The sequence below is a fragment of the Superficieibacter sp. HKU1 genome (assembly GCF_029319185.1).
In the GTDB taxonomy this organism is placed as follows: domain Bacteria; phylum Pseudomonadota; class Gammaproteobacteria; order Enterobacterales; family Enterobacteriaceae; genus Superficieibacter.
The window spans coordinates 2,905,183-2,927,599 of the sequence record NZ_CP119754.1 but is presented as its reverse complement, the minus strand read 5'-3'; the positions used below and the strand labels follow the sequence as shown (position 1 = coordinate 2,927,599).

Annotated in this window: 17 protein-coding genes; 8 read left to right on the top strand and 9 right to left on the bottom strand. The window is 56.6% G+C overall.

Translation table 11 applies throughout. The features are described 5' to 3' along the window. The first annotated feature begins 211 nt into the window (after positions 1–211). A complete protein-coding gene (fbaB, locus tag P0H77_RS14065; RefSeq protein ID WP_276157478.1) occupies positions 212–1,264 on the top strand; it encodes a class I fructose-bisphosphate aldolase in 1,053 nt (350 codons plus the stop codon). 64 nt (positions 1,265–1,328) lie between these two features. Here the strand turns inward: fbaB and P0H77_RS14060 are convergent, their stop codons facing one another. Then, entirely contained in the window at positions 1,329–2,939 is a 1,611-nt protein-coding gene (locus P0H77_RS14060) for an FGGY-family carbohydrate kinase (RefSeq protein WP_276157477.1), read from the bottom strand. Between the two features lie 19 nt (positions 2,940–2,958). Beyond that, the gene (locus P0H77_RS14055; RefSeq protein WP_276157476.1) at positions 2,959–3,708 is read right to left on the bottom strand and encodes an SDR family oxidoreductase; all 750 of its coding nucleotides are present in this window, start codon (positions 3,706–3,708) and stop codon (positions 2,959–2,961) included. A 237-nt stretch (positions 3,709–3,945) separates the two neighbouring features. Here P0H77_RS14055 and P0H77_RS14050 point away from each other — a divergent pair, with 237 nt between their 5' ends. After that, positions 3,946–4,959, top strand: a complete 1,014-nt coding sequence (locus tag P0H77_RS14050) for a LacI family DNA-binding transcriptional regulator (protein ID WP_276157475.1) — start codon at positions 3,946–3,948, stop codon at positions 4,957–4,959. A gap of 9 nt (positions 4,960–4,968) precedes the next feature. On the opposite strand, the gene P0H77_RS14045 is transcribed toward P0H77_RS14050, so the two are convergent. Beyond that, positions 4,969–5,910 (bottom strand): sugar-binding transcriptional regulator, encoded by a 942-nt coding sequence (locus P0H77_RS14045; protein WP_276165139.1) that lies wholly within the window; start codon positions 5,908–5,910, stop codon positions 4,969–4,971. A 211-nt stretch (positions 5,911–6,121) separates the two neighbouring features. Between P0H77_RS14045 and dalD the strand changes: the two genes are divergently transcribed. The 4 genes from dalD to P0H77_RS14025 all read left to right on the top strand — a co-directional run bounded on the left by dalD (position 6,122) and on the right by P0H77_RS14025 (position 11,039). Beyond that, a complete protein-coding gene (dalD, locus tag P0H77_RS14040; RefSeq protein ID WP_276157474.1) occupies positions 6,122–7,489 on the top strand; it encodes a D-arabinitol 4-dehydrogenase in 1,368 nt (455 codons plus the stop codon). 9 nt (positions 7,490–7,498) lie between these two features. Beyond that, on the top strand, positions 7,499–8,962 hold the full coding sequence (xylB, locus tag P0H77_RS14035) for a xylulokinase (RefSeq protein ID WP_276157473.1): 1,464 nt from the start codon (positions 7,499–7,501) through the stop codon (positions 8,960–8,962). 65 nt (positions 8,963–9,027) lie between these two features. Next, positions 9,028–10,308 (top strand): RbtT/DalT/CsbX family MFS transporter, encoded by a 1,281-nt coding sequence (locus P0H77_RS14030; protein ID WP_276157472.1) that lies wholly within the window; start codon positions 9,028–9,030, stop codon positions 10,306–10,308. Positions 10,309–10,367: 59 nt separating this feature from the next. Then, the gene (locus tag P0H77_RS14025; RefSeq protein WP_346429451.1) at positions 10,368–11,039 is read left to right on the top strand and encodes an HAD-IA family hydrolase; all 672 of its coding nucleotides are present in this window, start codon (positions 10,368–10,370) and stop codon (positions 11,037–11,039) included. 185 nt (positions 11,040–11,224) lie between these two features. Here the strand turns inward: P0H77_RS14025 and yegS are convergent, their stop codons facing one another. Next, positions 11,225–12,124 (bottom strand): lipid kinase YegS, encoded by a 900-nt coding sequence (gene yegS, locus P0H77_RS14020; protein WP_276157470.1) that lies wholly within the window; start codon positions 12,122–12,124, stop codon positions 11,225–11,227. A gap of 311 nt (positions 12,125–12,435) precedes the next feature. Further along, positions 12,436–13,797, bottom strand: a complete 1,362-nt coding sequence (gene yegQ / locus P0H77_RS14015; RefSeq protein WP_276157469.1) for a tRNA 5-hydroxyuridine modification protein YegQ — start codon at positions 13,795–13,797, stop codon at positions 12,436–12,438. Between the two features lie 225 nt (positions 13,798–14,022). On the opposite strand from yegQ, the gene P0H77_RS14010 reads away from it, so the two are divergent. Both P0H77_RS14010 and P0H77_RS14005 read left to right on the top strand, forming a co-directional pair. Continuing rightward, on the top strand, positions 14,023–16,680 hold the full coding sequence (locus P0H77_RS14010; RefSeq protein WP_276157468.1) for a DUF2339 domain-containing protein: 2,658 nt from the start codon (positions 14,023–14,025) through the stop codon (positions 16,678–16,680). Continuing rightward, entirely contained in the window at positions 16,677–18,032 is a 1,356-nt protein-coding gene (locus P0H77_RS14005) for a DUF3999 family protein (protein ID WP_276157467.1), read from the top strand. The genes P0H77_RS14010 and P0H77_RS14005 overlap by 4 nt, the downstream gene beginning before the upstream one ends. A gap of 30 nt (positions 18,033–18,062) precedes the next feature. On the opposite strand, the gene P0H77_RS14000 is transcribed toward P0H77_RS14005, so the two are convergent. From P0H77_RS14000 to P0H77_RS13985, 4 genes are all read right to left on the bottom strand, one after another. After that, complete coding sequence (locus tag P0H77_RS14000) at positions 18,063–18,776, bottom strand: tetratricopeptide repeat protein (RefSeq protein WP_276157466.1); 714 nt, start codon at positions 18,774–18,776, stop codon at positions 18,063–18,065. Positions 18,777–18,840: 64 nt separating this feature from the next. Then, entirely contained in the window at positions 18,841–19,563 is a 723-nt protein-coding gene (gene baeR / locus P0H77_RS13995; RefSeq protein ID WP_276157465.1) for a two-component system response regulator BaeR, read from the bottom strand. Then, positions 19,560–21,005: a two-component system sensor histidine kinase BaeS gene (baeS, locus tag P0H77_RS13990; RefSeq protein WP_276157464.1), complete on the bottom strand. Its 1,446-nt coding sequence runs from the start codon at positions 21,003–21,005 to the stop codon at positions 19,560–19,562. Before baeS ends, baeR begins: the two co-directional genes overlap by 4 nt. Continuing rightward, positions 21,002–22,417 (bottom strand): MFS transporter, encoded by a 1,416-nt coding sequence (locus P0H77_RS13985; protein WP_276157463.1) that lies wholly within the window; start codon positions 22,415–22,417, stop codon positions 21,002–21,004. The genes baeS and P0H77_RS13985 overlap by 4 nt, the downstream gene beginning before the upstream one ends.

Genomic DNA, 22,417 nt, shown 5'->3' with positions numbered 1-22,417 from the left:
CATTCAATAATACCTTTTAAATACCTTTGAGATGAAAGTTTGACCGGCTTAACACTTTTACTGTCTTTCAGGCGTGCCAGATGATGCCGGCAAAAATGGCCTTAAAGATGGAAAAATAGTCAACCTGGTACCAGACTTAGTGCTGCCCGCATAAGGCGGGACAGGAAAAACCCACATCCGACGCGATGTCGGAACAAACGGGAGCATAGTTATGACTGATATTGCGCAGTTGCTTGGCAAAGACGCCGACAGCCTGTTACAGCATCGTTGTATGACCATTCCATCCGACCAACTTCATCTACCCGGACACGATTATGTTGATCGCGTTATGGTGGATAACAACCGTCCGCCAGCGGTGCTGCGAAACATGCAGACGCTCTATAATACCGGACGTCTGGCAGGAACCGGATACCTTTCTATTTTACCGGTCGATCAGGGCGTGGAGCACTCCGCCGGTGCCTCCTTTGCGGCGAATCCGCTGTATTTCGATCCCAGGAATATCGTGGAGCTGGCGCTGGAGGCGGGCTGTAATTGCGTGGCTTCAACCTATGGCGTACTGGCCTCAGTGTCGCGTCGCTACGCGCACCGCATTCCTTTTCTGGTAAAACTGAATCACAACGAAACCCTTAGCTATCCGACTGAATACGATCAGACGCTGTATGCCAGCGTTGAGCAGGCGTTCAATATGGGGGCCGTGGCGGTAGGGGCGACGATCTATTTTGGCTCTGAGCAGTCGCGCCGACAGATAGAAGAGATCTCCGCCGCCTTTGAACGCGCGCATGAACTGGGGCTGGTGACGGTGTTATGGGCCTATCTGCGTAACTCTGCCTTTAAGAAAGACGGTGTGGATTATCACGTTTCCGCCGATCTGACCGGGCAGGCCAACCACCTGGCCGCCACTATTGGCGCAGATATTGTTAAGCAGAAAATGGCCGAGAATAATGGCGGCTATAAAGCAGTGAAGTTCGGCTATACCGACGATCGCGTTTACAGCAAGTTGACCAGTGATAATCCCATCGATCTGGTGCGCTATCAGCTGGCAAACTGCTATATGGGCCGCGCCGGGCTGATCAACTCCGGCGGCGCAGACGGCGGTGAAACCGACCTGACTGACGCCGTGCGTACCGCGGTGATTAATAAGCGCGCCGGTGGGATGGGGCTGATCCTCGGGCGTAAAGCGTTTAAGAAATCGATGGCGGACGGGGTGAAATTGATTAACGCGGTGCAGGATGTGTATCTGGACGGTAAGATCAGTATCGCCTGACGGTAACGCAGGCCCTGTGCCACGTTTGCCCGGCGGCGCATTCGCCGCCGGGCAATCTCACCGCTTAAAACTCCCGCAGCTTGCGTGCGGTTTGCTGCAACAACTTATAGGCTTCATAACGCTCCTGGTGAACGGTTTGCTGCCCGGCATCGGGATCGTACTGCTTGTCGAGCACCGTGAAGCGCGCCATCGCATCGCTTACCGACGGCGACATGTTGCCTGCCACAGCCCCGAGGATTGCCGAGCCCAGCAGCACTGGCTCGCTGGAGACGGTGGTTAAAATCGGCAGGCCGCAGGCGTCAGCCAGCAGTTGACGCACCAGCGGATGTTGCCCGGCCCCGCCGCTAATGGCGATTTTCTCGGTTTTGATCCCGTTCTCACCCTGCGTTTCGAGGATCTGGCGTAAGCCGTAGCCGATGCCACACAGTCCCGCGACGTACAGTGCGACCAGGTTATCAAGATCGCGCTCCATGCCTAACCCGGCAATGGCTGCCCGCGCATGCGGATCGGCAAACGGCGCCCGGTTGCCTAAAAACTCAGGGACAACATGCAGCCCCAGTGCCAGCGTCACCGCCGCTGAAGGCGAACTGACGCTTTTCAGCGCCCGATCGGCCAGGAAAACCGGCAGCGGCACGCCAGCGGCGGTGGCCAGCTCGCGAGCTTCCGCCGCCGCAGGGTGGAAAGCGACCAGTTGATCAATCGCCGCGCCCGCCGCGCTCTGGCCGCCTTCATTCAGCCACAGGCCCGGCACCATCGCCGAGTAATACGGCCCCCAGACGCCGGACACGAAGACCGGTTTTTCCGTCGACATCATGGTGCAGGCTGAGGTGCCGAACACCCAGGCCATATTATGCAGCGCACCGCGATCGACGCCAGCGGTACCAATCCCGCCCGCATGGGCATCGATCATACCAATAGCGACCGGCGTGCCCACCGGCAAACCCATCTCGTCCGCGGCTTCCTGCGTGAGACCGTTACCGCACGGTGTTCCCGGCTCCATAATACGCTGACCAATGCGCACAAAGTCTTCATCTGCCAGATCGCCCAGGCCGATAGTGCGAAAATAATCCGGGTCCCAGCGTTTTTCATGCGCCAGATAGGTCCATTTACAGGTGACGGTACAGGTTGAACGTCCCGCATCGCCGGTGGCGCGCCATGTCAGGAAATCCGCCAGATCAAAAAATTGTCCGGCGCGGTCGTAAATTTTGCGGCGATGTTCCTTCAGCCACAGAAGCTTTGGCGTTTCCATCTCGGGTGAAATCTTACCGCCAACGTACTGCAACACCGGGTGCCCGGTCTGGTTAATACGCTCGGCTTGTTCGGTGGCGCGATGGTCCATCCAGACAATAATGTTGCGGTCCGGATCGTCAGACGGCCCGACTGGCAACGGCTTGCCTTCGCCGTCGAGCACCACCAGCGAACAGGTGGCGTCGAAACCAATACCCGCCACGCTTGTGGGCGCAACGCCGGAACGGGCGACAGATTCTTTAATGCACTGGCAGACCGCCTGCCAGATTTCGCGACTGGACTGCTCGACGATGTGTCCCGCCTCGCGCCACAGGGTGATAGGGCGGGTGGCGTGGGCGAGCAGGGTACCGTTGAGATCGAAAATCCCCGCGCGCACGCTTCCCGAACCGACGTCAACGCCAATAATGGTTCTGCTATCGTAATTCATACAGGCTCCCGGCATGCCATCAGAGGTCGACGCTGTTAGGCAGGATCACCAGATCCCTGACGGTGACGTTCTTCGAGCGCGTCACCATAAACAGAATGGCTTCCGCCACTTCAATCGGCTGCATCAGACTGCCGTTGGCCAGCGCTTCATCCATTTTGGCTTTCGGCCAGTCGTCCAGCAGGGCAGTCACCACCGGCCCCGGCAGCACTGCGCCAACGCGCACCCCATGCTGTGCGACCTGGCGGCGAGTGGTATGAACAAATGCCTGTACCGCAAATTTAGACGCCGTGTAGATAGGTTCCCAGATCACCGGCACGACGCCCGCAATAGAACTGGTAAACAGAATGTCGCCGGATTTCTGGGCAATCATGTGCGGCAGCACGGCGTGAACGCAGCGGAAGGCGGCATTAATGTTAAGGTTGAGCACCCGGTCCCAGACGTCAGGATCGCCTTCGGCTACCGGCCCGCCAATGTAAGCCCCGGCATTGGCGTGGAAAATGTCCAGCCCGCCCGCCAGCTCAAGAATACCGTCCAGCATGCCGGACACTTCAGCCGGCTTGAGCAGATCGACCTGTAAAGCAAACGCATTCTCGCCAATTTCCGCAACCAGCTTCTTCAGCTTTTCCCCGTCGCGGTCAATCAGCACCACTTTTGCCCCTGCCTGATGCAGCGTTTTGGCACATTCCAGACCAATACCGGAAGCAGCACCGGTAACCGCGGCGACTTTACCCGCCAGTGGACTATTCATAGAAACTACAGACGAATTCATTTTATAATCCTTCATAAATCTGATGAAAATTTCGGCCGCACGTAGGGTACAGTCGTGAGGGTTTTTTATCTTTCATGTCGATGAAAAATATAGCTTTTTAAGCAAATTCAGGCTGGTTTTTCTTCGCCTCTGCCTGCATAATGCCAGCGATTTGCGCAACATGCTCAATCGATGAAGCTGATTTAGCACTTTTCAAAAAACAAGCGCAAGTTTCGCGATAAACGGAGAGAAATATTTGTGACCGGGATCGGAAAAAGCAGGAAAACGACTATCTACGATCTGGCCGAGCTGTCGGGCGTTTCCGCCAGCGCGGTGAGTGCGATCCTCAATGGCAACTGGAAAAAACGGCGCATCAGCGCGCAGCTGGCGGAAAAGGTAACCCGAATCGCGCAGGAGCAGGGCTACGCGGTGAATCGGCAGGCCAGCCTGCTACGCAGTAACCGGTCAAAAATTATCGGCATGATCGTGCCCAAGTACGATAACCGCTACTTTGGCTCGATTGTCGAAACCTTTGAGGCGATGGCGCGTGAGCGCGGCCTGTTTCCGATCATTACCTGTACGCGCCGCGATCCGGTGCTGGAGCTGGAAGCCGCGCGCACGATGCTCTCCTGGCAGGTGGACTGGCTGATTGCCACCGGGGCGACCGATCCGGATAAAATCACCGAACTGTGTGCGCCGTCCGGGGTGCCGACGCTAAATCTCGATCTGCCGGGCACGCTTGCCCCCTCGGTCATTTCGGATAACTACGCGGGCGCGAAGGAGCTGACCCGGCGTATCCTGGCGAACAGCGAGAAACGCTACGGCGAAAAACGCCCGCTGGTGTTCGTGGGCGGACGCGGATCCGATCACAACACCCGCGAGCGTCTGCGCGGTTTTCGCGACGCCCATCAGGAGGCGGGTCTCACGCTGCCCGGGGAGAACATGCTGGCCTGCGGCTATGCGCCGCATAAAGCGGAGCTGGCGCTACGCACATTTTTCAGCGCGGGAGAGAAACACACCGGCGGTCTGTTTGTTAACTCCACGATCTCGCTGGAAGGCGTTGTAAGCTGGCTGACGCAGGCGGGATATCGCGGTCACGATCAGCCGCCGATGGGCTGTTTTGACTGGGACCCGTTCGTTACCCTGCTGGGGCACGACATCGAAATGGTGAGGCAGGATGTGCCCGCCATGCTGAAGGCGGTCTTTGAGATCATCGATGCCGGAGACGTGCAGAAACAGCAGCGGGAGATCCCGCCGATTTTTGTTTCCTGACCGCTATGTTTACTGGGTTAACAGCCAGCGGGCGGTCCCTTCATCGGTTACCAGACCGTTGATCCAGCCGCCTTTTAGCGCGGCCAGAATCACCGGGCGCTTGTCCTCGCCGCAGGCCACGGCGATGCGCGGGTGGCTGTTGCGGCGGATATCATAGCTGGTGATCAGCCGGTTACTATCGGACTCCGCCACCTGGCCTTCGGCATCAATAAAGCGTCCAAGGATTTCACCAATAGCCCCGCGCTGGCGCAAATCGTCCAATTGTTCAAGGTTAATAAAGCCATCTTTAAAAATCGGACTTTGGGTGCCCAGCGCACCAATACCGACAAAAATGACATCCGCATGATCGGCCACCGAGGTGACGCTTTCGAACAGGCGGTTGGTGGACCACATTTTGTGTTCCGCAAGCGATTTTGCGTAGCGCGGCGCGGGCCACTGAAAATAGTTCGCCTGGATTTTCCGCGCCAGCAACAGCGGAACATCATCGTAGTAGTTACACTGGCCGTTTTCATCCATCGCGCTGATCAGCGCCACGCATTTGCTGTTTTTGCTTTCGAAATCAATACGTTTTATGGTTTTTTTCAGCGTCAAACCTGAGCCGATGCCAATGACTTTGGCGCTGGTGCCCTTCAAATATTGCGACATTAACTGATAGCAGCCGTAAGAAACGCTATCCAGCGTAGACTCGCTGGCAAAGGTCGGCACGATATTACACTCGTGAAGTTTATATTTTTCTTTCAATAGCGAGGCGTAGTTAAGACAGGCAGCCACCGGATGATGAAGTCCGATAGAAACGATACCTTCTTCTTTTGCTGCCGCAATCAGGCGCTGTACTACGGGCCGTGATGTGCCGAGCAACGCCGCAATCTCACTTTGGTTCTGACCCGCAACATAATACATCCATGCGGCTCTGACTTTTTGGTCAAATCGGATGTCGTCTTCTTTCATTATGATTTTCAGGCCCTTACGTTAACAACGTGGCAACAATATTTCAGTGGCGTCTCTTTTCATTGTGGCGTTTGCCGTTATGGCAGGCAACTTTTTGTTCTGCTTTGGTCAAAAGTAATTTTAATGGTCAATTGCTCTTTTGTGATCCATAGCTCTATTTTCAATCAATTGCTCATGTACATTCAGCTGCATAAACTCAATGGAGAGCAAAGCAATGAACAATCAATACACATGGTTACACATCGGTCTGGGTTCTTTTCATCGTGCACATCAAGCCTGGTACATGCACAAACTCATTGAGTCCGGCGACACCACATGGCATATCGCCGCTGGCAATATTCGTAGCGATGCTGAACATGTTGTGTCGGCATTAACCGCGCAACACGGGCGCTATGTTCTGGAAACCGTCAGCCCGGAAGGCGAGCGTAAGTACGAAGAAATTACCTCTATTCAGAAACTGCTGCCGTGGCAGGAAAACCTGCAGCCGCTGATTAACGAAGGCGCTAACGCCGCGACCAAAGTCATTGCCTTTACCGTCACGGAAAGCGGTTATTACCTGAATACCAGTCATAAACTGGAGGTGAATAACCCGGATATCGTCAGCGACCTGAACGGCGGCAACAAAACGATTTACGGCACTATCACGAAAATTCTTGAAAAACGTATCGCCGATAACGCGGGCCCGCTGACGCTGCTGAACTGCGATAACGTGCGTCACAACGGCGAGCGTTTCCATGACGGCCTGGTTGAATTCCTCACCCTGACCGGTAAAACGGCGGTCATTGAGTGGCTGCATCACAATGCCACTTGCCCGAATACCATGGTGGACCGCATCACCCCGCGTCCGGCGGCAGATCTGCCGGCACGGATCAAAGCGCAAACCGGTATTGACGATAAAGCGCCGGTGATGGGCGAAACCTTCATCCAGTGGGTTATCGAAGACAATTTTAAAGCCGAACGCCCGGCCTTTGAGAACGTGGGCGCCGAGCTGGTGGATTCCGTTATTCCTTATGAAGAAGCCAAAATTCGCATCCTGAACTCTTCCCACAGCTGCATCGCGTGGGCCGGTACGCTGATGGGCCAGCAGTACATTCATGAAAGCACGCTAACCGACGCCATCTACGCGATTGCCGATCGTTATGTGACTGAAGATGTTATCCCTTGCCTTGGCGATAACGGCATCGATTTAGCGAAATACCGCGACGTGGTGTTGCAGCGCTTCACCAACCCGCATATTCAGGACACCAACCAGCGCGTTGCGGCTGACGGCTTCTCTAAAATCCCGGCAATGATCGCCCCGACCCTGCAGGAGTGCTACCAGCGCGGCGTACGTCCGGCGGCCACCGCCATGCTGCCAGCGCTGTTCTTCGTCTACATGGAGCAGTGGCATAAAGGCAAACTGCCGTACGAGTATCAGGACGGCATTCTGGATGCGCAGACCGTTCACGCGATGTTTAACGCGACGGACCCGATTAGCGTTTACGCCAAAGACCGCGCGCTGTTTGGCGACCTGGCTAACAACGCCGATTTTGCCGCGCTGCTGCGTGAAAAAATCAACGCTGTCTACTCCCTGATCCATTGAGAGGTCGCTATGTACTTAGGCATCGATTTGGGCACCTCCGAAGTCAAAGGGCTGGTGATTGACGAGAATCACGATATCGTCGCCACCCATAGCGCGCCGCTGACCATTCAGCGGCCCCACCCGCACTGGTCGGAACAGGACCCGCAGGCGTGGTGGGATGCGACCAACTACGTTATTGCCACGCTGCGCGAGAAGTGCGCGCCGCACTGGAATGCGATTAAAGCGATTGGGCTTTCCGGGCAAATGCACGGCGCGATACTGCTTGACGGCGACAATACCGTCATCCGTCCGGCGATCCTGTGGAACGACACCCGCAGCGCCGCGGAGTGCCTTGAGCTGGAAGAAAGCGCGTCTGAACTGCACGCCATCGCCGGTAATCTCGCCATGCCGGGATTTACCGCGCCGAAACTGCTGTGGGTACGCAAGCACGAGCCGGAAAACTTCCAGCGACTGCAAACCGTGCTGCTGCCGAAAGATTACCTGCGCTTCAAAATGACCGGCAAAAAAATTGCCGATATGTCAGATGCGGCAGGGACGCTGTGGCTGGATGTCGCGCGCCGCGACTGGTCAGATTATCTGCTGGAGAAATGCGGACTGGCGCGCTGCAACATGCCGAGCCTGGTGGAAGGCTGTGACGCTTCCGCCACGCTGGACCCGCGCGTTGCCGAAAGCTGGGGCTTAAACCCTTCCGTGGTGGTGGCGGGTGGCGGTGGCGATAACGCGGTCAGCGCGATTGGCGTCGGCGCGGTTGCCCCTGGCGATGCCTTTATTTCCCTTGGCACCTCCGGCGTGCTGTTTGTGGTAAACGAGGCCTATCGTCCCGCACCGCAGTCGGCGGTTCACGCGTTTTGCCACGTCCTGCCGAATCGCTGGCATCAAATGAGCGTGATGTTAAGCGCGGCGAGCTGTCTGCAATGGTTCTGCCGCCTGGTGGGGATCACCGAAGCGGAACTGCTGGAAGAAGTGGCGCAACTTAGCGACGAGCAGCGGGCCAGCGCACCGCAGTTCCTGCCTTATCTGTCCGGCGAACGTACACCGCATAACGATCCGGATGCGAAAGGGATGTTCCACGACATGACCCATTCCACCAATCGCGCGCTGCTGGGCTACGCGGTGATTGAAGGCGTGAGCTTCGGGATCGCCGATGGGTTACGGGTATTGCAGGAGAGCGGCACCCACATCGAACAATGTTCGCTGGTGGGCGGCGGGGCGCGCAGTCCTTACTGGGCGCAACTGCTGGCCGATATTCTCAACATGCCGATCGTCACCCATAAAGGCGGCGAAACGGGCGGAGCGCTGGGGGCCGCACGTCTGGCTTGTCTGGCAACCGGACAGTCTGTGGAAACGGTCTGCAAAAAACCGGAAATTTATAAAATCTATCAGGCGACGTCTGCGCGTCAGGACCTTCTGCAGCAGCGCTACCGGGCGTTTAACGCGCTTTATCAGAACGATCTCAGGTTACGGAATAAATAATTTTTACAAAGGCACCCCGCGTAAGTGTGGGTGCCAGAACTTTATACCCTACAAATGAGGCACTTATGACGAATACCAATAAACAGTGGCTGGGATTGCCGCTAAATCTGTTATGGGGCTATATCGCAATCGCGGTGTTTATGACCGGCGACGGATTTGAACTGGCCTTCCTCTCTCACTACATCACCGGCCTGGGCTTTACCCCGGCGGAAGCCTCGTTTGCCTTTACGCTGTATGGCCTGGCGGCAGCGCTGTCCGCGTGGATCTCTGGCGTGGTCGCTGAAATCATTACGCCGCAAAAAACCATGTTTATTGGTTTTGTGATGTGGGCTATTTTCCACGTTCTGTTTCTGGTATTCGGCCTTGGTCACGCGAATTACGCGCTGATCCTGCTGTTTTACGGCATCCGCGGCTTTGCCTATCCGCTGTTCCTCTACTCCTTTATCGTCATCATCATTCACAACGTCAAGAGCGACAGTTCGAGCTCTGCGCTGGGCTGGTACTGGGCCGTTTACTCTATTGGTATCGGCGTGGCAGGAAGTTATATTCCCAGCTTCACCATCCCGCTGATGGGCGAACTGGGTACGCTGTGGACGGCGCTGGCCTTCTGTGTCGCCGGGGGGGTAATTGCCATGGTGTCTTTGCGTAACGTTAATACGCCGACCCGGATGCATAATCTCACCACGCGTGAAAAATTCAGCGAGCTGAGCCGTGCGGTTACGCTGCTTTATACCAACAAAAACATTCTCTGCTCCAGTATTGTGCGCATTATTAATACGCTGTCGCTGTTTGGCTTCGCGGTGATTATGCCGATGATGTTTGTTGATAAGCTCGGCTTTACTACCTCAGAATGGTTGCAGGTCTGGGCGGTATTCTTCTTTACCACTATCTTCTCCAATATTTTCTGGGGCATCGTGGCAGAAAAAATGGGCTGGATGAAAGTGGTGCGCTGGTTTGGCTGCATCGGCATGGCATTGTCCAGCCTCGCGTTTTACTACATTCCGCTGTGGGCAGGTCATAACTTTGCTATGGCATTGATTCCGGCTATTTCCCTGGGTATTTTCGTCGCCGCATTCGTGCCGATGGCCGCTGTTTTCCCGGCGCTGGAACCGCATCACACCGGGGCGGCGATTTCGGTTTATAACCTCTCTGCCGGCCTGTCTAACTTCCTTGCGCCTGCTATCGCAGTTGTGCTGCTGCCGTGGTTCGACACGATTGGCGTGGTTATTGCCTACACCGCGCTGTACCTTATTGCCTTTGTGATTTGCCATTTCATTGATGTAGAACAACCGGGTTTTGAACGTAAAACGCGTTATGCCGAAGATGGTGCTCTGAAGGTTTCCTGATTTAACGTAGCTGGCACGACCGGACGTTGTGCCAGCGTATTATGGATGATGTTGTTATGATGAACGCTAAAGCCGCAGTTTTTGATATGGATGGAGTGATTATTGACTCCGAGGCACTATGGCAGAGCGCTCAAATCACGTCGCTGGCGGAGTTTGGCATTGCTGTCACCCATGAACAGTGCGAGCAGTTAACTACCGGCAGACGTTCAGATGAAATAGCCTGTATCTGGCAGGAAAAATTTAATCTCGATATTAATCCTTTGCTGCTGGAGGCCGATATTTTGACGCGGGTAGTCAGCCTGATCGAGCGCTCCGGTGAGGCGATGGAAGGGCTGTATGATGCGCTCAACTATTTCCGCCGCGAAGGATACAAAATTGCGCTGGCCACCTCGTCCAGCCACCGGGTGATTCAGGTTGTTTTTGATAAGCTCGGTTTGTGGAAATATTTCGATGTGATCAGCAGCGCGGCTGACGTCGAACGCGGTAAGCCCGATCCGGCGGTTTATCTGGCCACGGCAGAAAAACTAGCCCTGACGCCTGAACAATGTCTGGTGATTGAAGACAGCGGCAATGGTTTCCTCGCCGCCCAGCGCGCCGGAATGCAGACGTGGGTGGTGACGCCGCAGTGCCATCAGGAAAAGTTCAGCCATGCCGCCGGAAATTGCCACACGCTCAGCGAACTGGTGGCGGAACTCTCCTCTCTGAAAACCCTGTCCTGCGAAAGCATTTAACGAACAGGTAAGCGTTGAGACACATTTCCTGGATGTAAACGGTCTCATTATGGAGGTCTCAGCGCTTACTTCCCTCCGATGCCGGGTGGCGGCTTCGCCTTACCCGGCCTACATCAGGCTGTAACGTCAGACGCCATACCGTAGGCCCGGTAAGCGCAGCGCCACCGGGCACAACGGCACAACCCTCAGCGTAACAGCGGGCAATCGGGTGGCAAACGGCAACGCAGCGCGTTTGGCAGGATCTCAATGCGGAAAGACTCCCCGCGCAGCGGCTCGCCATCGAGATTAAAGGTGATTTCATGCGGAGCGCTGACTTCAAACCATGACGATGCCCCGTCGATAATATTTGGACTGTCCTGCGGCTGGGTGAGGGTGGTAAAAATCGCCGGGAGCAGGCCGTCGCCGGTAAACACCCGCAGGTGCAGCAAACCATCATTGATCAGCGCATCCGGACAAAGCTGCTGCCCGCCGCCTGCCTGACGACCATTACCGATGCCAATGACCAGCGCGTCGCCATGCCAGTGAAAATTCTCCCCGCGAATTTCACAACGATCCGGCGTTAAGGTATCCATACGCATCAGGCCGTGGATAAGATAGGATACGCCGCCCAGGGCGGCTTTCAGCTTTTCCGGCGTTTCGCTGGTGATCCGCGGACCAAAGCCGCCGGTCGCCATATTAATAAAACAGGTTTTATGGTTAACTCTGGCGATATCCACCGCCACGGCATTACCGGCGATGGCCAGTTTTAACGCTTTATCCAGCGTATCCGGCACGCCTGCGCTGGTGGCAAAATCATTCGCGGTTCCCAACGGCAGAATGCCCATTGCCGGAACGTTTTCACCAGAAAGCTGGATCAGCGCGGTAGAAACTTCATTAATCGTGCCGTCTCCACCGCCAGCGATGACGGTTTCCACCCCCAGGTGCAGGGCTTCCTCAACATAGCGTTCCGCATCGCCTTTTTCCCAGGTGACACGAACGTGGATCGTCACGCCTTCATTGCGCAGCATATAAACCGCTTCGCGTAACAGTTCGTCGCCGGCGTTTTTACCATTCAGAATGAGTAAACTGGCGGGAAAATTGGTCATCCTTTTTGCCTCTTGTCGCAGTGCGCTGACATAATGCTCATTTTTCAGGCGGGGACGAGTTAATCGTAACCCGAATTTCAGAATATAAGTGTATCTCAGGAAAGAGAGGAACGTGTAGGAACACGCTGAATTATAAGAGGCAAAAAAATGCGCCTGCGTAAGGGAGATTACGCAGGCTAAGGAGGTGGTTCCTGGTACAACTAGCATTTATGAGTTATGTTTTTCAGCGGGGGGATAATATCCTTATTAAACACAGCGGTGTGTGATCCGATTCTAAGATTCCTTCACTGAGTAAAAATAACCTTATTAAACTACTTCGCGTGCGGATTTCGGGTACTTTGCCCGTCAAAATTGCGCATCAGCAGGGCGTAATCCAGCACCATCTCCTGCGGAACAGGCAACCATACGGTATGACCATCGCCCGGCGCGACTGGCATCGCTTCACCTTTCGCGTTTTCCATATGTTCCAGCGTGAAATTAACGTTGCCCTGCGGAGTCATTAATTCGAGGCTATCACCCACCGAAAACTTGTTTTTCACCGCCACCGCGACGAGATCGCCTTTGCGCTCGCCGGTAAATTCCCCGACAAATTGCTGACGCTCGGAAACGGAATAGCCGTACTCGTAATTCTGATAATCGTCGTGAGTATGACGGCGCAGGAACCCTTCGGTATAACCCCGGTGCGCCAGACCTTCCAGTGTTTCCAGCAGGCTGGTATCAAACGGCAGGCCCGCAGCGGCGTCATCAATCGCCTTACGATAAACCTGGGCGGTACGCGCGCAGTAGTAATACGATTTGGTGCGGCCCTCGATTTTCAGCGAATGAACGCCCATTTGGGTCAGACGCTCAACGTGGGCAATGGCACGCAGATCTTTGGAATTCATAATATAGGTGCCGTGTTCGTCTTCGAAGGCGGTCATGTATTCGCCCGGACGTTTGGCTTCCTCGATCATAAATACCTGGTCGGTTGGCGCGCCGAGGCCCAGCGTCGGCTCAACGTTTTGTACCGGAATCGGCTCATATTTGTGGACGATATTACCCACATCGTCCTCTTTGCCTTCCTGCACGTTATATTCCCAGCGGCAGGCGTTGGTGCAGGTGCCCTGATTAGGATCGCGTTTATTGATATAGCCGGAAAGCAGGCAGCGGCCAGAGTAGGCCATGCACAGCGCGCCGTGAACGAAGATTTCGATCTCCATTTCCGGCACCTGTTCGCGGATTTCAGCAATCTCGTCCAGCGACAGTTCGCGGGAGAGGATGACGCGGGTCAGCCCCATCTGTTTCCAGAACTTCACGGTCGCCCAGTTAACGGCGTTAGCCTGGACGGAGAGGTGGATCGCCATCTGCGGGAAATGCTCGCGCACCAGCATAATCAGCCCCGGATCGGACATAATCAGCGCGTCCGGCCCCATCTCCACAACCGGTTTTAAATCACGAATAAAGGTTTTCAGCTTGGCATTGTGTGGCGCGATGTTAACGACCACATAGAATTTTTTACCAAGCGCATGAGCTTCGTTAATACCGAACTGCAAATTTTCGTGATTGAATTCGTTATTGCGCACGCGCAGCGAGTAGCGCGGCTGGCCCGCATACACAGCATCCGCGCCATAGGCGAAGGCGTAACGCATATTTTTCAGCGTTCCCGCCGGGGAGAGGAGTTCCGGTTTAAACATGATATTCTCGTTCTGATGACAGGTCAGATCCGCCTTACCTGATAAGGCGTCAGGGGAGTGCCCCCACATTAAGGGCGGGCATTGTAACGCTTTCGTGGGCAGGGAGTAAATATTTCGCGCTGCCCGCTGGCTGGAAATACAGCCATGTTACGCCCCGGCGCTTTTCAGCTATAGTGAAAATGATTCTCCATCAGCGAAGCGGATTGTGGGTTAAGGGAAAAAGACATGGATGAGATCGTCATTTTTGGCATTATTATCGCGCTTTTCTACCTGTTAGTCGTACCCGCACTGGCGTTAAACGCGCTGGCAAAAGGACGGCGTAACCAGTATCAAATCGACCGTCTAACGGCGCAGGTGGCAGAGTTGCAACATCAGCTCGCCCGCCATGAACCTCCGCTGGATGAAACGCCGGCGGTAGCGGAAAGCGCTGCAGATACCGTGTCGCCTGAGGTTCAGCCATTCTGGCCGTCTGCACCTGCCGCGTCGCCCGTTAGCGAACCCGCGCCAGTGGATGAGATCCGGGACGACATTCTCGCGCCAGCGAAAGAGAAATATACCCTTCCGCAGCCGGTGATGGGGCTGTTGAGCTGGTTTACCAGCGGCAATCCGCTGGCCAAAGTGGGCATTATTCTGCTGTTTTTCGGCCTGGCGTTTCTGGTGAAGTACAGCGTCGAACGCGATCTGTTCCCTGTTGAACTGCGTCTGACGGGCGCGGCGCTGGCGAGCATAGCGCTGCTGGTCGTTGGCTGGCGCTTGCGGCACAAAAATCCTCGCTATGCATTGATCCTTCAGGGCGGGGCGGTCGGCGCGCTGTATATCACGCTCTTCGGCGCGTTCCGTCTTTACCATCTGCTGCCACATTTTCTCGCCTTTGGCCTGATGCTGGTGGTCTGTGTCGCCAGCGTCGGTCTGGCCGTTCTGCAACGCGCGCTGAGCCTGGCGATGCTCGCCAGCATGGGCGGCTATTTGTCGCCCGTCCTGCTCTCTACCGGCGGCGGCAGTCACGTCGCGCTGTTCTCTTATTATCTACTGCTGTCGCTGGGTATTCTGGTCATTAGTCTCTGGCAACCCTGGCGGCCGCTGAATCTGCTTGGCTTTGTATTTACCTTCGCCGTTGGTGGGCTGTGGGGAGTGCAAAGCTACCAGCCTGAGTTCTGGTTTAGCTGTCAGCTCTTTCTGTTAGCCAATCTGATCATCTTTGGCATATTGAGCGTGGCGCTGGCATTACGTTCACGGCGACCGGGGGAAAAAATCGTTGATGGCGTACTGCTTTTTGGTACGCCGCTGGTTGGCTTTGGCATGCAGTACGCGATAACCCGTCACTGGGCGTTTGGCCCGGCGTTTTCAGCGCTGCTCTTTGCCGCAGGCTATCTGCTACTGGCGTGGGTGGCGCTGAAACGGTACCCGTCGCTCGGCAGACAAATCGTTATTGCCGCGCTGGCGCTGGGCGGGATTTTTGTCACCCTGGCCATTCCGCTGGCGCTGTCGGCGCAGTGGACGTCAATGGCGTGGGCGCTGGAAGGAATGGGGGTGCTGTGGCTTGGGCATACACAAAAACAGATCCGTATGAGCTACAGCGGCACTGCGCTACAGTTACTGGCGCTGGGATCGGCGCTATGGGCGTGGCAAAACGGCATGGGGGCGCTGACGTTTAGTCTTACGTTCGCTATTCTGGCGCTAAGCTGGCTGATCGCGTGTTATATCTGGCGCGCCGTGCGAATTCATGCGCTCTGGCGATTAATCAGTCTGGGGCTGCTCAGCGGCGGTATCGCCCTGTGGATGGCCTGTCTGATGGGGACGCTCTGGCTGCTGCAATTGCCATGGCAGCGGCAAATTTTGCTGCTGCTGGCGTTGGTTGCCGCTTCCAGTTTGCTGTGGCGCCGGGCAGGGATGCGTCTGCACTGGCGAGCGCTGCGCTACGCGGACTGGCTGCTGTGGCCGGTAATGGCAGGCGTCGTCCTCTGGCAGGTATTGGTCGATACCTCGCCGCTGCACGCGGGCTGGCTGAACCTTCTCTGGCTGCCCGTTCTGGCTATCGCCATCTTCCTTCTGCGGCGCGAAGTGGTGCCGCCGGTCAAATTCCCGCTCAAGCAGGGACTGCATCTGGCGCTATTCTGGACGATCCTGTTTGCGCTCGGCGGTGAAATCGTCTGGCAGACTGCCCGTTTTGCATGGGGTATGGAAGAGTGGCGGGAGGCGGCAAGGGTTACCGCCATCGCGCTGACCATCAAAATCGTGCTGATTGCGCTGCGCCGGGGTATCTGGCCGGTAGCGCGTTACCGGCAGCTGTATGCCTTCTGGGGCGTGCTGCCGCTGCTCCCGCTGGCGGTGCTGTTCCTGCTGTTCGGGAATCTGATGGATGGCGTCATGCCGGACTGGCATTACCTTCCCCTGCTTAACCCGCTCGAAGTAAGCGCCATGCTCACTCTGCTGACGCTGATCCTCTGGTGGTGCAGAATAGGCCGCGTGCCGTATCCGCAGTCGGGACGGGCGATGGCGATCTTCAGCGCGGCGGTGATTTTCTGGTGGGGCAACGGCATTCTGCTGCGCGCGCTGGCGTACTACTCCGATACCGCATGGCGCATTGAAACGCTCTGGGATTCGCGCCTCATCCAGACGGCGTTTGCTCTGCTGTGGGGGCTGACGGCATTAAGCGTTATGGCTATCGCCACGCGGCGAAATCACCGCATCGGCTGGTTTACCGGCGCAACGCTGTTAGCCGTAGTGGTGAGTAAACTCTTCCTGGTCGACAGCGCGGGCGGCGGTGGATCACTGCGTGCGGTAGCCTTCATTGGCGTAGCGGTACTGATATTGATCATTGGTTATTTCTCACCCCTGCCGCCCGGCCAGGGGAAAATGACCAGCGAGAGGACAGATAAATGAGACGGATCGTATTAAGCGTTATTCTGCTCGGCGGGATCGCGCTGACCGGCACGGGGATGGGTTATGCGGCGGACAAGCCAGAGGATTTTGCCTATGGCACATCGCTCACCACCGACGGCAGTGAGCCGTATTATCAGATTGCGCTGCCTGACGCCGTATACGCGCAAAGCGTCTGGCCGGATCTGCGCGACGTTCGCGTTTTTAATGGTCAGGGGCAGAATCTGCCGTTTGCCTGGGTCCCGCCGCCCGCGCGCGCCGTGGTGGAGAAAAACAGTCTTCTGCGGGTATACCGGATGAGCCGGACGGCGTCGGCATCCGGCTCGCCGGGCGAGGTTTCTCTGCGCTCAGCGTCGGGACTGGAAGTAACCCTGCGATCGGACGATCGGCAAACCACGCAGCGAGGCTGGCTTCTTGAGCTGAGCGATAAAATGCGTAACCAGCATGGGGTCGATCAACTCAGGCTGGAATGGGAACGCTTGCCAGAAAACTGGCAAACCAGCGTGGACGTGCTTGCCAGTAACGATCTTAAAACATGGTATTCGGTTGCTGACGCCGTACCGCTGATGGATCTGAGTTCCGGCAGCGACCGACTGCTGCTTAACTCGCTGGATATCGATGGAGCGAAGAAATACTGGCTGGTGCTGGCACGCGATCCTCACGCGGTGCCAAAGCTGAATATCGTGGCGGCGCAGGCGGTGAGCCATGACCTGCCGACTGCCCGGGAGATGCTGGCGCTTTCGCCGCGCGCGCAGGCGATTTCCCCGGCGGAGGCGCACTATTTCTGGCAGCAGCCGCAGCCGTTAAATGCCGTGCGGATCGTGCCGTCGGTTAAAAACAGCGTGCTACCCCTGGAAATTGAATACCGCAGTTCCACGTCAGACCGCTGGCATCCGCTGGCGAAGCAGGTGGCTTATGCGGTAAACGGTTACGATCCTGTGCCGCTGGCGCTGGATGGCAAAGTGATTCAGGGTATTCGCCTGAAAGGAATCAATCAACAATGGGGCCAGGATTTGCCGGAAGTGACGGGGCTGCGTGAAAAACGCACGCTGGCGTTTAATGCCCAGGGCAATCCGCCTTTCCTGCTGGCGTGGGGTAATAAAGCTGCCGGGCCACAGGCGCTCAGCGCCACCGCGCTGCTCCCGCCTGATATGCCCGATATTTCTGGCTTACCCTCTGCCTACGTCGGGGAGGCGGTGGCGCTGGGCGGCGAAGCGCGGCTGACCGCTACCGATCCGGCGCAGCGGGCAAGTCTGCTGAATAAAATCCTGCTCTGGGGCGTGCTACTGCTTGGCGTTGCCGGGCTGGTCATACTGATGCTGCGGGTGTGGCGGGAGTTTAAACGTCAGGGGTAATGCCCTCTTTGCACAAGAGGGCGGTGCGGCTCAATTTACCCGCACGAATTCACCGTTAGCATCGACATTATGCCCGAAGCCGCACTCCTGCGGTTCATCGGTCTTTAACACCGCCACGTCAGGCTTCACGGTAAGGGCAATGTCACAATGCGCAATATTCCCGTCACGCACGGCAATCACGCCTTTGCCCTGTTTTAACCGTACCGGCGCGGAGAATTCGCCGGTATTCGGCCCCATCCACGCGCCCATGATGCCAAAGTAATAGCCCATATAATCGGCCTGATATTCGTCCGCTGATTTACCCGCTTTCAGCGTCAGCGTATTCCAGGCGGAACCGCCGGCATACTGCCAGTATTCGCCAGCGGGAGACGCAGGCGCCGGCAGCGCAGCCAGCTTATCTTTAATCAGATTCAGGTTATAAACCGATTTCGGATCGTTGGGCTTGAGCATTAACCATGCCTGGGCTTTACGATATTCTTTTTGCCGGATATAGGTCAGGGCGACGTTGTTGTAGGCCGTGGCGATGGCACTGTCTCCAAGGTCGCAGCTTTCGCTCCAGATAACTTGTTCAGCAAAAGCATCGTAGGCTTTGGCATAATTTTTCGCTTTGTAAGCCTGTTCGCCGTTGCGGGCATGCTCAGGGACCTTCGCGCAGGCTTCCTTGACTTCCTCATCGCTAATTTCAGCCTGCGCAGCGAATGACAACATGACCAGCGCGCAAATCCCGGCACGTACTGCAAACATGGTTAAATCCTTACTGTGGTTTCATGATTTTTAACCTTATACAGTAAGAAGATTAACGAGGTAACTACCCTAATCTGCAGGCATCCGCTTCCCAGCGATACCCGACGCCGTACACTGCACGAATAAACGACTGTTCGGCATCCAGCGCTTCCAGCTTGCGGCGCAGGTTTTTAATATGGCTGTCGATAGTGCGGTCGGTCACGACCCGATAGTCATCATATAAATGATTCAGCAATTGTTCGCGTGAGAACACTTTTCCCGGCTCCTGCGACAGCGTTTTTAACAGACGAAATTCGGCAGGTGTCAGGTCTAAAAGCTTATCGTGCCACGAGGCCTGAAAGCGGCTTTCATCGACGATCAGCGGGCTTTCCGCATCCTGCGCCAGCAGTTCGCGCTGTGGTTTGCAGCGACGGAGAATGGTTTTCACCCGCGCGACGACTTCTCGTGGACTGTAAGGTTTACAGATATAGTCGTCAGCGCCGATTTCCAGGCCCAGCAGGCGGTCGATCTCCTCGATTTTCGCCGTCACCATCACGATGGGGACCTCGGAAAAACGGCGGATTTCGCGGCACAGGGTCAGGCCGTCGGTGCCGGGAAGCATCAGATCCAGCAGGATCAAATTCGGCGGCGTCTGACGAACATAAGAAAGCACTTTGTCGCCGTGGCTGATAAGCGTCGGCGCATAGTTCGCCGCCAGCAAATAGTCGACCAGCAACTGTCCCAGTTTAGGCTCATCTTCCACGATTAAAATGCGTGGGGTGTTATCATTGACAGGTAATTCAGTCATACGTCTCTCTGTACGTCGCGATCCAGCGGTAATTCTACTTTAATACTAACGCCGCCATACGGCGAGTGCGTTGCGCGCAGGGTACCGCCGTGGGCAGCGACAATATTCTGGCAGATCGCCAGCCCTAATCCGGAACCGCCGCTGGCGCGGTTGCGCGAGCCTTCCGCCCGGTAAAAACGTTCAAGCAATCTGGCAAGCTGCTCATCGGTCACGCCCGGCGCGCTGTCGGCAAAATCCAGCGTCACGCTGGTGGAGCTGAGCGCCGCGGTGATTAACAGGTGGCCGCCGCTGTCCGTATAGCGCAGGCTGTTTTCCAGCAGGTTATTAAATAGCTGCATCAGACGGTCGCCGTCGCCAAAGACCGTGGCGCTTTCCGGCAGCATGACCCGCAGCGTCAGACCCCGGCTGGCAAAGCGTTCGCGGAACGCGCCAGCAGCCATATCGACCAGCGGAATAAGATTGAGCGGGGCTTTTTGATAGGCCAGCGCCCCTTCGTCTGACATTGAAAGCTGGTGCAAATCGTCAACCAGTTTGGTCAGCGTGCCGACCTCTGCCTGCAGCGAACTCACCGACTCCGGCGTAAATTTGCGCACCCCGTCCTGAATCGCTTCCAGTTCGCCGCGCAGCACCGCCAGCGGCGTGCGCAGTTCGTGTGAAATATCGGCCATCAGATCGCGACGCATCTTCTGGTTACGCTCCAGCGTGCTGGCGAGCTGGTTAAAATCCTGCGCCAGCCTGCCCAGTTCATCCTGGCTGCTGGCCGCCACGCGGGTGGAAAAATCGCCCGCGGCGAGTTTATTAGTGCCTTCAACCAGCCGTTTAACGGGGGCGAGCAGGCCGCGCGCCAGCGGAAAGGTGGCGAGGGCAGCAAGCAGCGTGGCGAGGGCAACGATCATCCAGCTGGTGCGCCGCTGCTGACGGTCAAAGTTGATATCGGTATTCCGCGTCAGTCGTTCTACCGGCGAGGCGATGACTTCCCCGACGCGCTGTCCGTCCACCACGATCGCCCGGCGGGTGCCGTCCGGCGGCACGGGCGCGCGTGGCCCCACCAGCACCTGCTGCTGTTGATCCACGACCCAGAACTGGGTGCGCCAGCCGTGCGGCGGCATTCCCGGCCTCGGATCGTTCTCCGGACCCGGACCTGGACCCGGTCCGCCCGGATGAGGATGATCTTCATCGTCACGCTCAAAGGAGCGCAGGATCTGGAAAATAAACCGGTCGTTGTTGCGCAAAAAACGCCAGTTGCCGTGCTGTTCGTACTGGTCGCTCAGCGCGTCGCTGAGCATTTGCAGGCGCTGCTCATTGCCGCGCTTAATGTAGTCAATAAAGCCGCGTTCGAAGCTGATGCGCACGGCCCAGTGCATGGTGACCAGCAGCAAAATGCAGGTGGCGAAAATGGCCAGGAACAGTTTACCGGTAATGCCGGGTCGCCATAATTTCACGAGTGTCTCCTTTTGCGCCGGGCGATCACCGCATTTTTGCTGGTGTCATCCGGAACGCGGGCAAAAATCAGCGCCGGCAGGGCAATAATCACCGCCATGCTGAAATAGGTGTACATAAAGACGCTGTGTGATGTACCGCTATCCACGGCGACGTGCTGATGACCATACATCCCCAGCAGCAGGCCCGCGACGGTGACGCCGATACTCATTGAAAGCTGCATAATCATCGACAGCAGGCTGTTACCGCCGCTGGCGAGGTCATCCGGCAGATCTTTTAGCGTCAGGGTATTCATTGATGAGAAGCGGGTAGAGTTCACCATCCCCTGTAAAAACAGCACCACCGGCAGCAGCCAGTACCAGCCGAGCAGGGCAACGCTCATAAACAGCAGGCTGACCAGCGCCAGGCCAATGGTGGTGGCGACCAGGACGCGGCGGTAGCCAAAGCGGTTCACTACCTGTACCACGATACGTTTCATCCCCATGCTGCCGAGCACCATCGGGATCATCATTAGCCCGGCGTGGAAGGGGGAGAAGCCGAGGCCGATTTGCAGGAACACCGGCGTCATAAAGGGCAGCATCCCGCTTCCCAGCCGTCCGGCGAAGCTGCCCGCCAGCCCGAGGGAGAAGGTTGATGTCTTAAACAGGTTGAGATTAAACAGTGCGCCGTCGTTACCTTTTGCATGGCGCAAATAAAGCAGGATTGCCAGAATGCCGATGGCTACCAGCGCCAGCAGCGTCAGCGTCGAAATGCCCAGGCCTTTCTGCCCGTCGAGCGCCAGCGTCAGGGTTGCCATCCCCAGCGCCAGCAAAATAAACCCGGATATATCGAAGCGCCGGGTCTGCATTTTATAGTTGGGCATCAGGATCAGGGTGGCGATAGCGCCAATAATGCCGACCGGAATGTTAATCAAAAAGATCCAGTGCCAGGAGGCGTACTCTACCAGTACGCCGCCCAGTGCCGGGCCAAGCAGCGGGCCGACCTGTCCCGGCAGGGTCACGAAGGTCATCGCCGCCATATACTGCTCGCGCGGGACGATTTTCATCACCGTCAGCCGCCCGACCGGCACCATCATCGCGCCGCCCACGCCCTGAAGCACGCGGGCCATCACCAGCTCATTAAGGTTTCCCGCCTGGGCGCAGAATAACGAGCCGAGGGTAAAAAGCACGATGGCGGTACAGAAAATATTGCGTACGCCGACCCGGTCCGCCAGCCAGCCGCTGGCGGGAAGCATCACCGCCACCGTCAGTACATAGGAGACGATCACCATATGCATATGCAGCGGACTCTCCCCGAGGCTTTGCGCCATGGAGGGGAGGGCGGTATTCACAATGGTGGTATCCAGCGCCTGCATAAAAAAGCCAAACGCCACAATCCATAGTTGCCAGCGCACGCTGGCGGGCAGTTCTGTCAT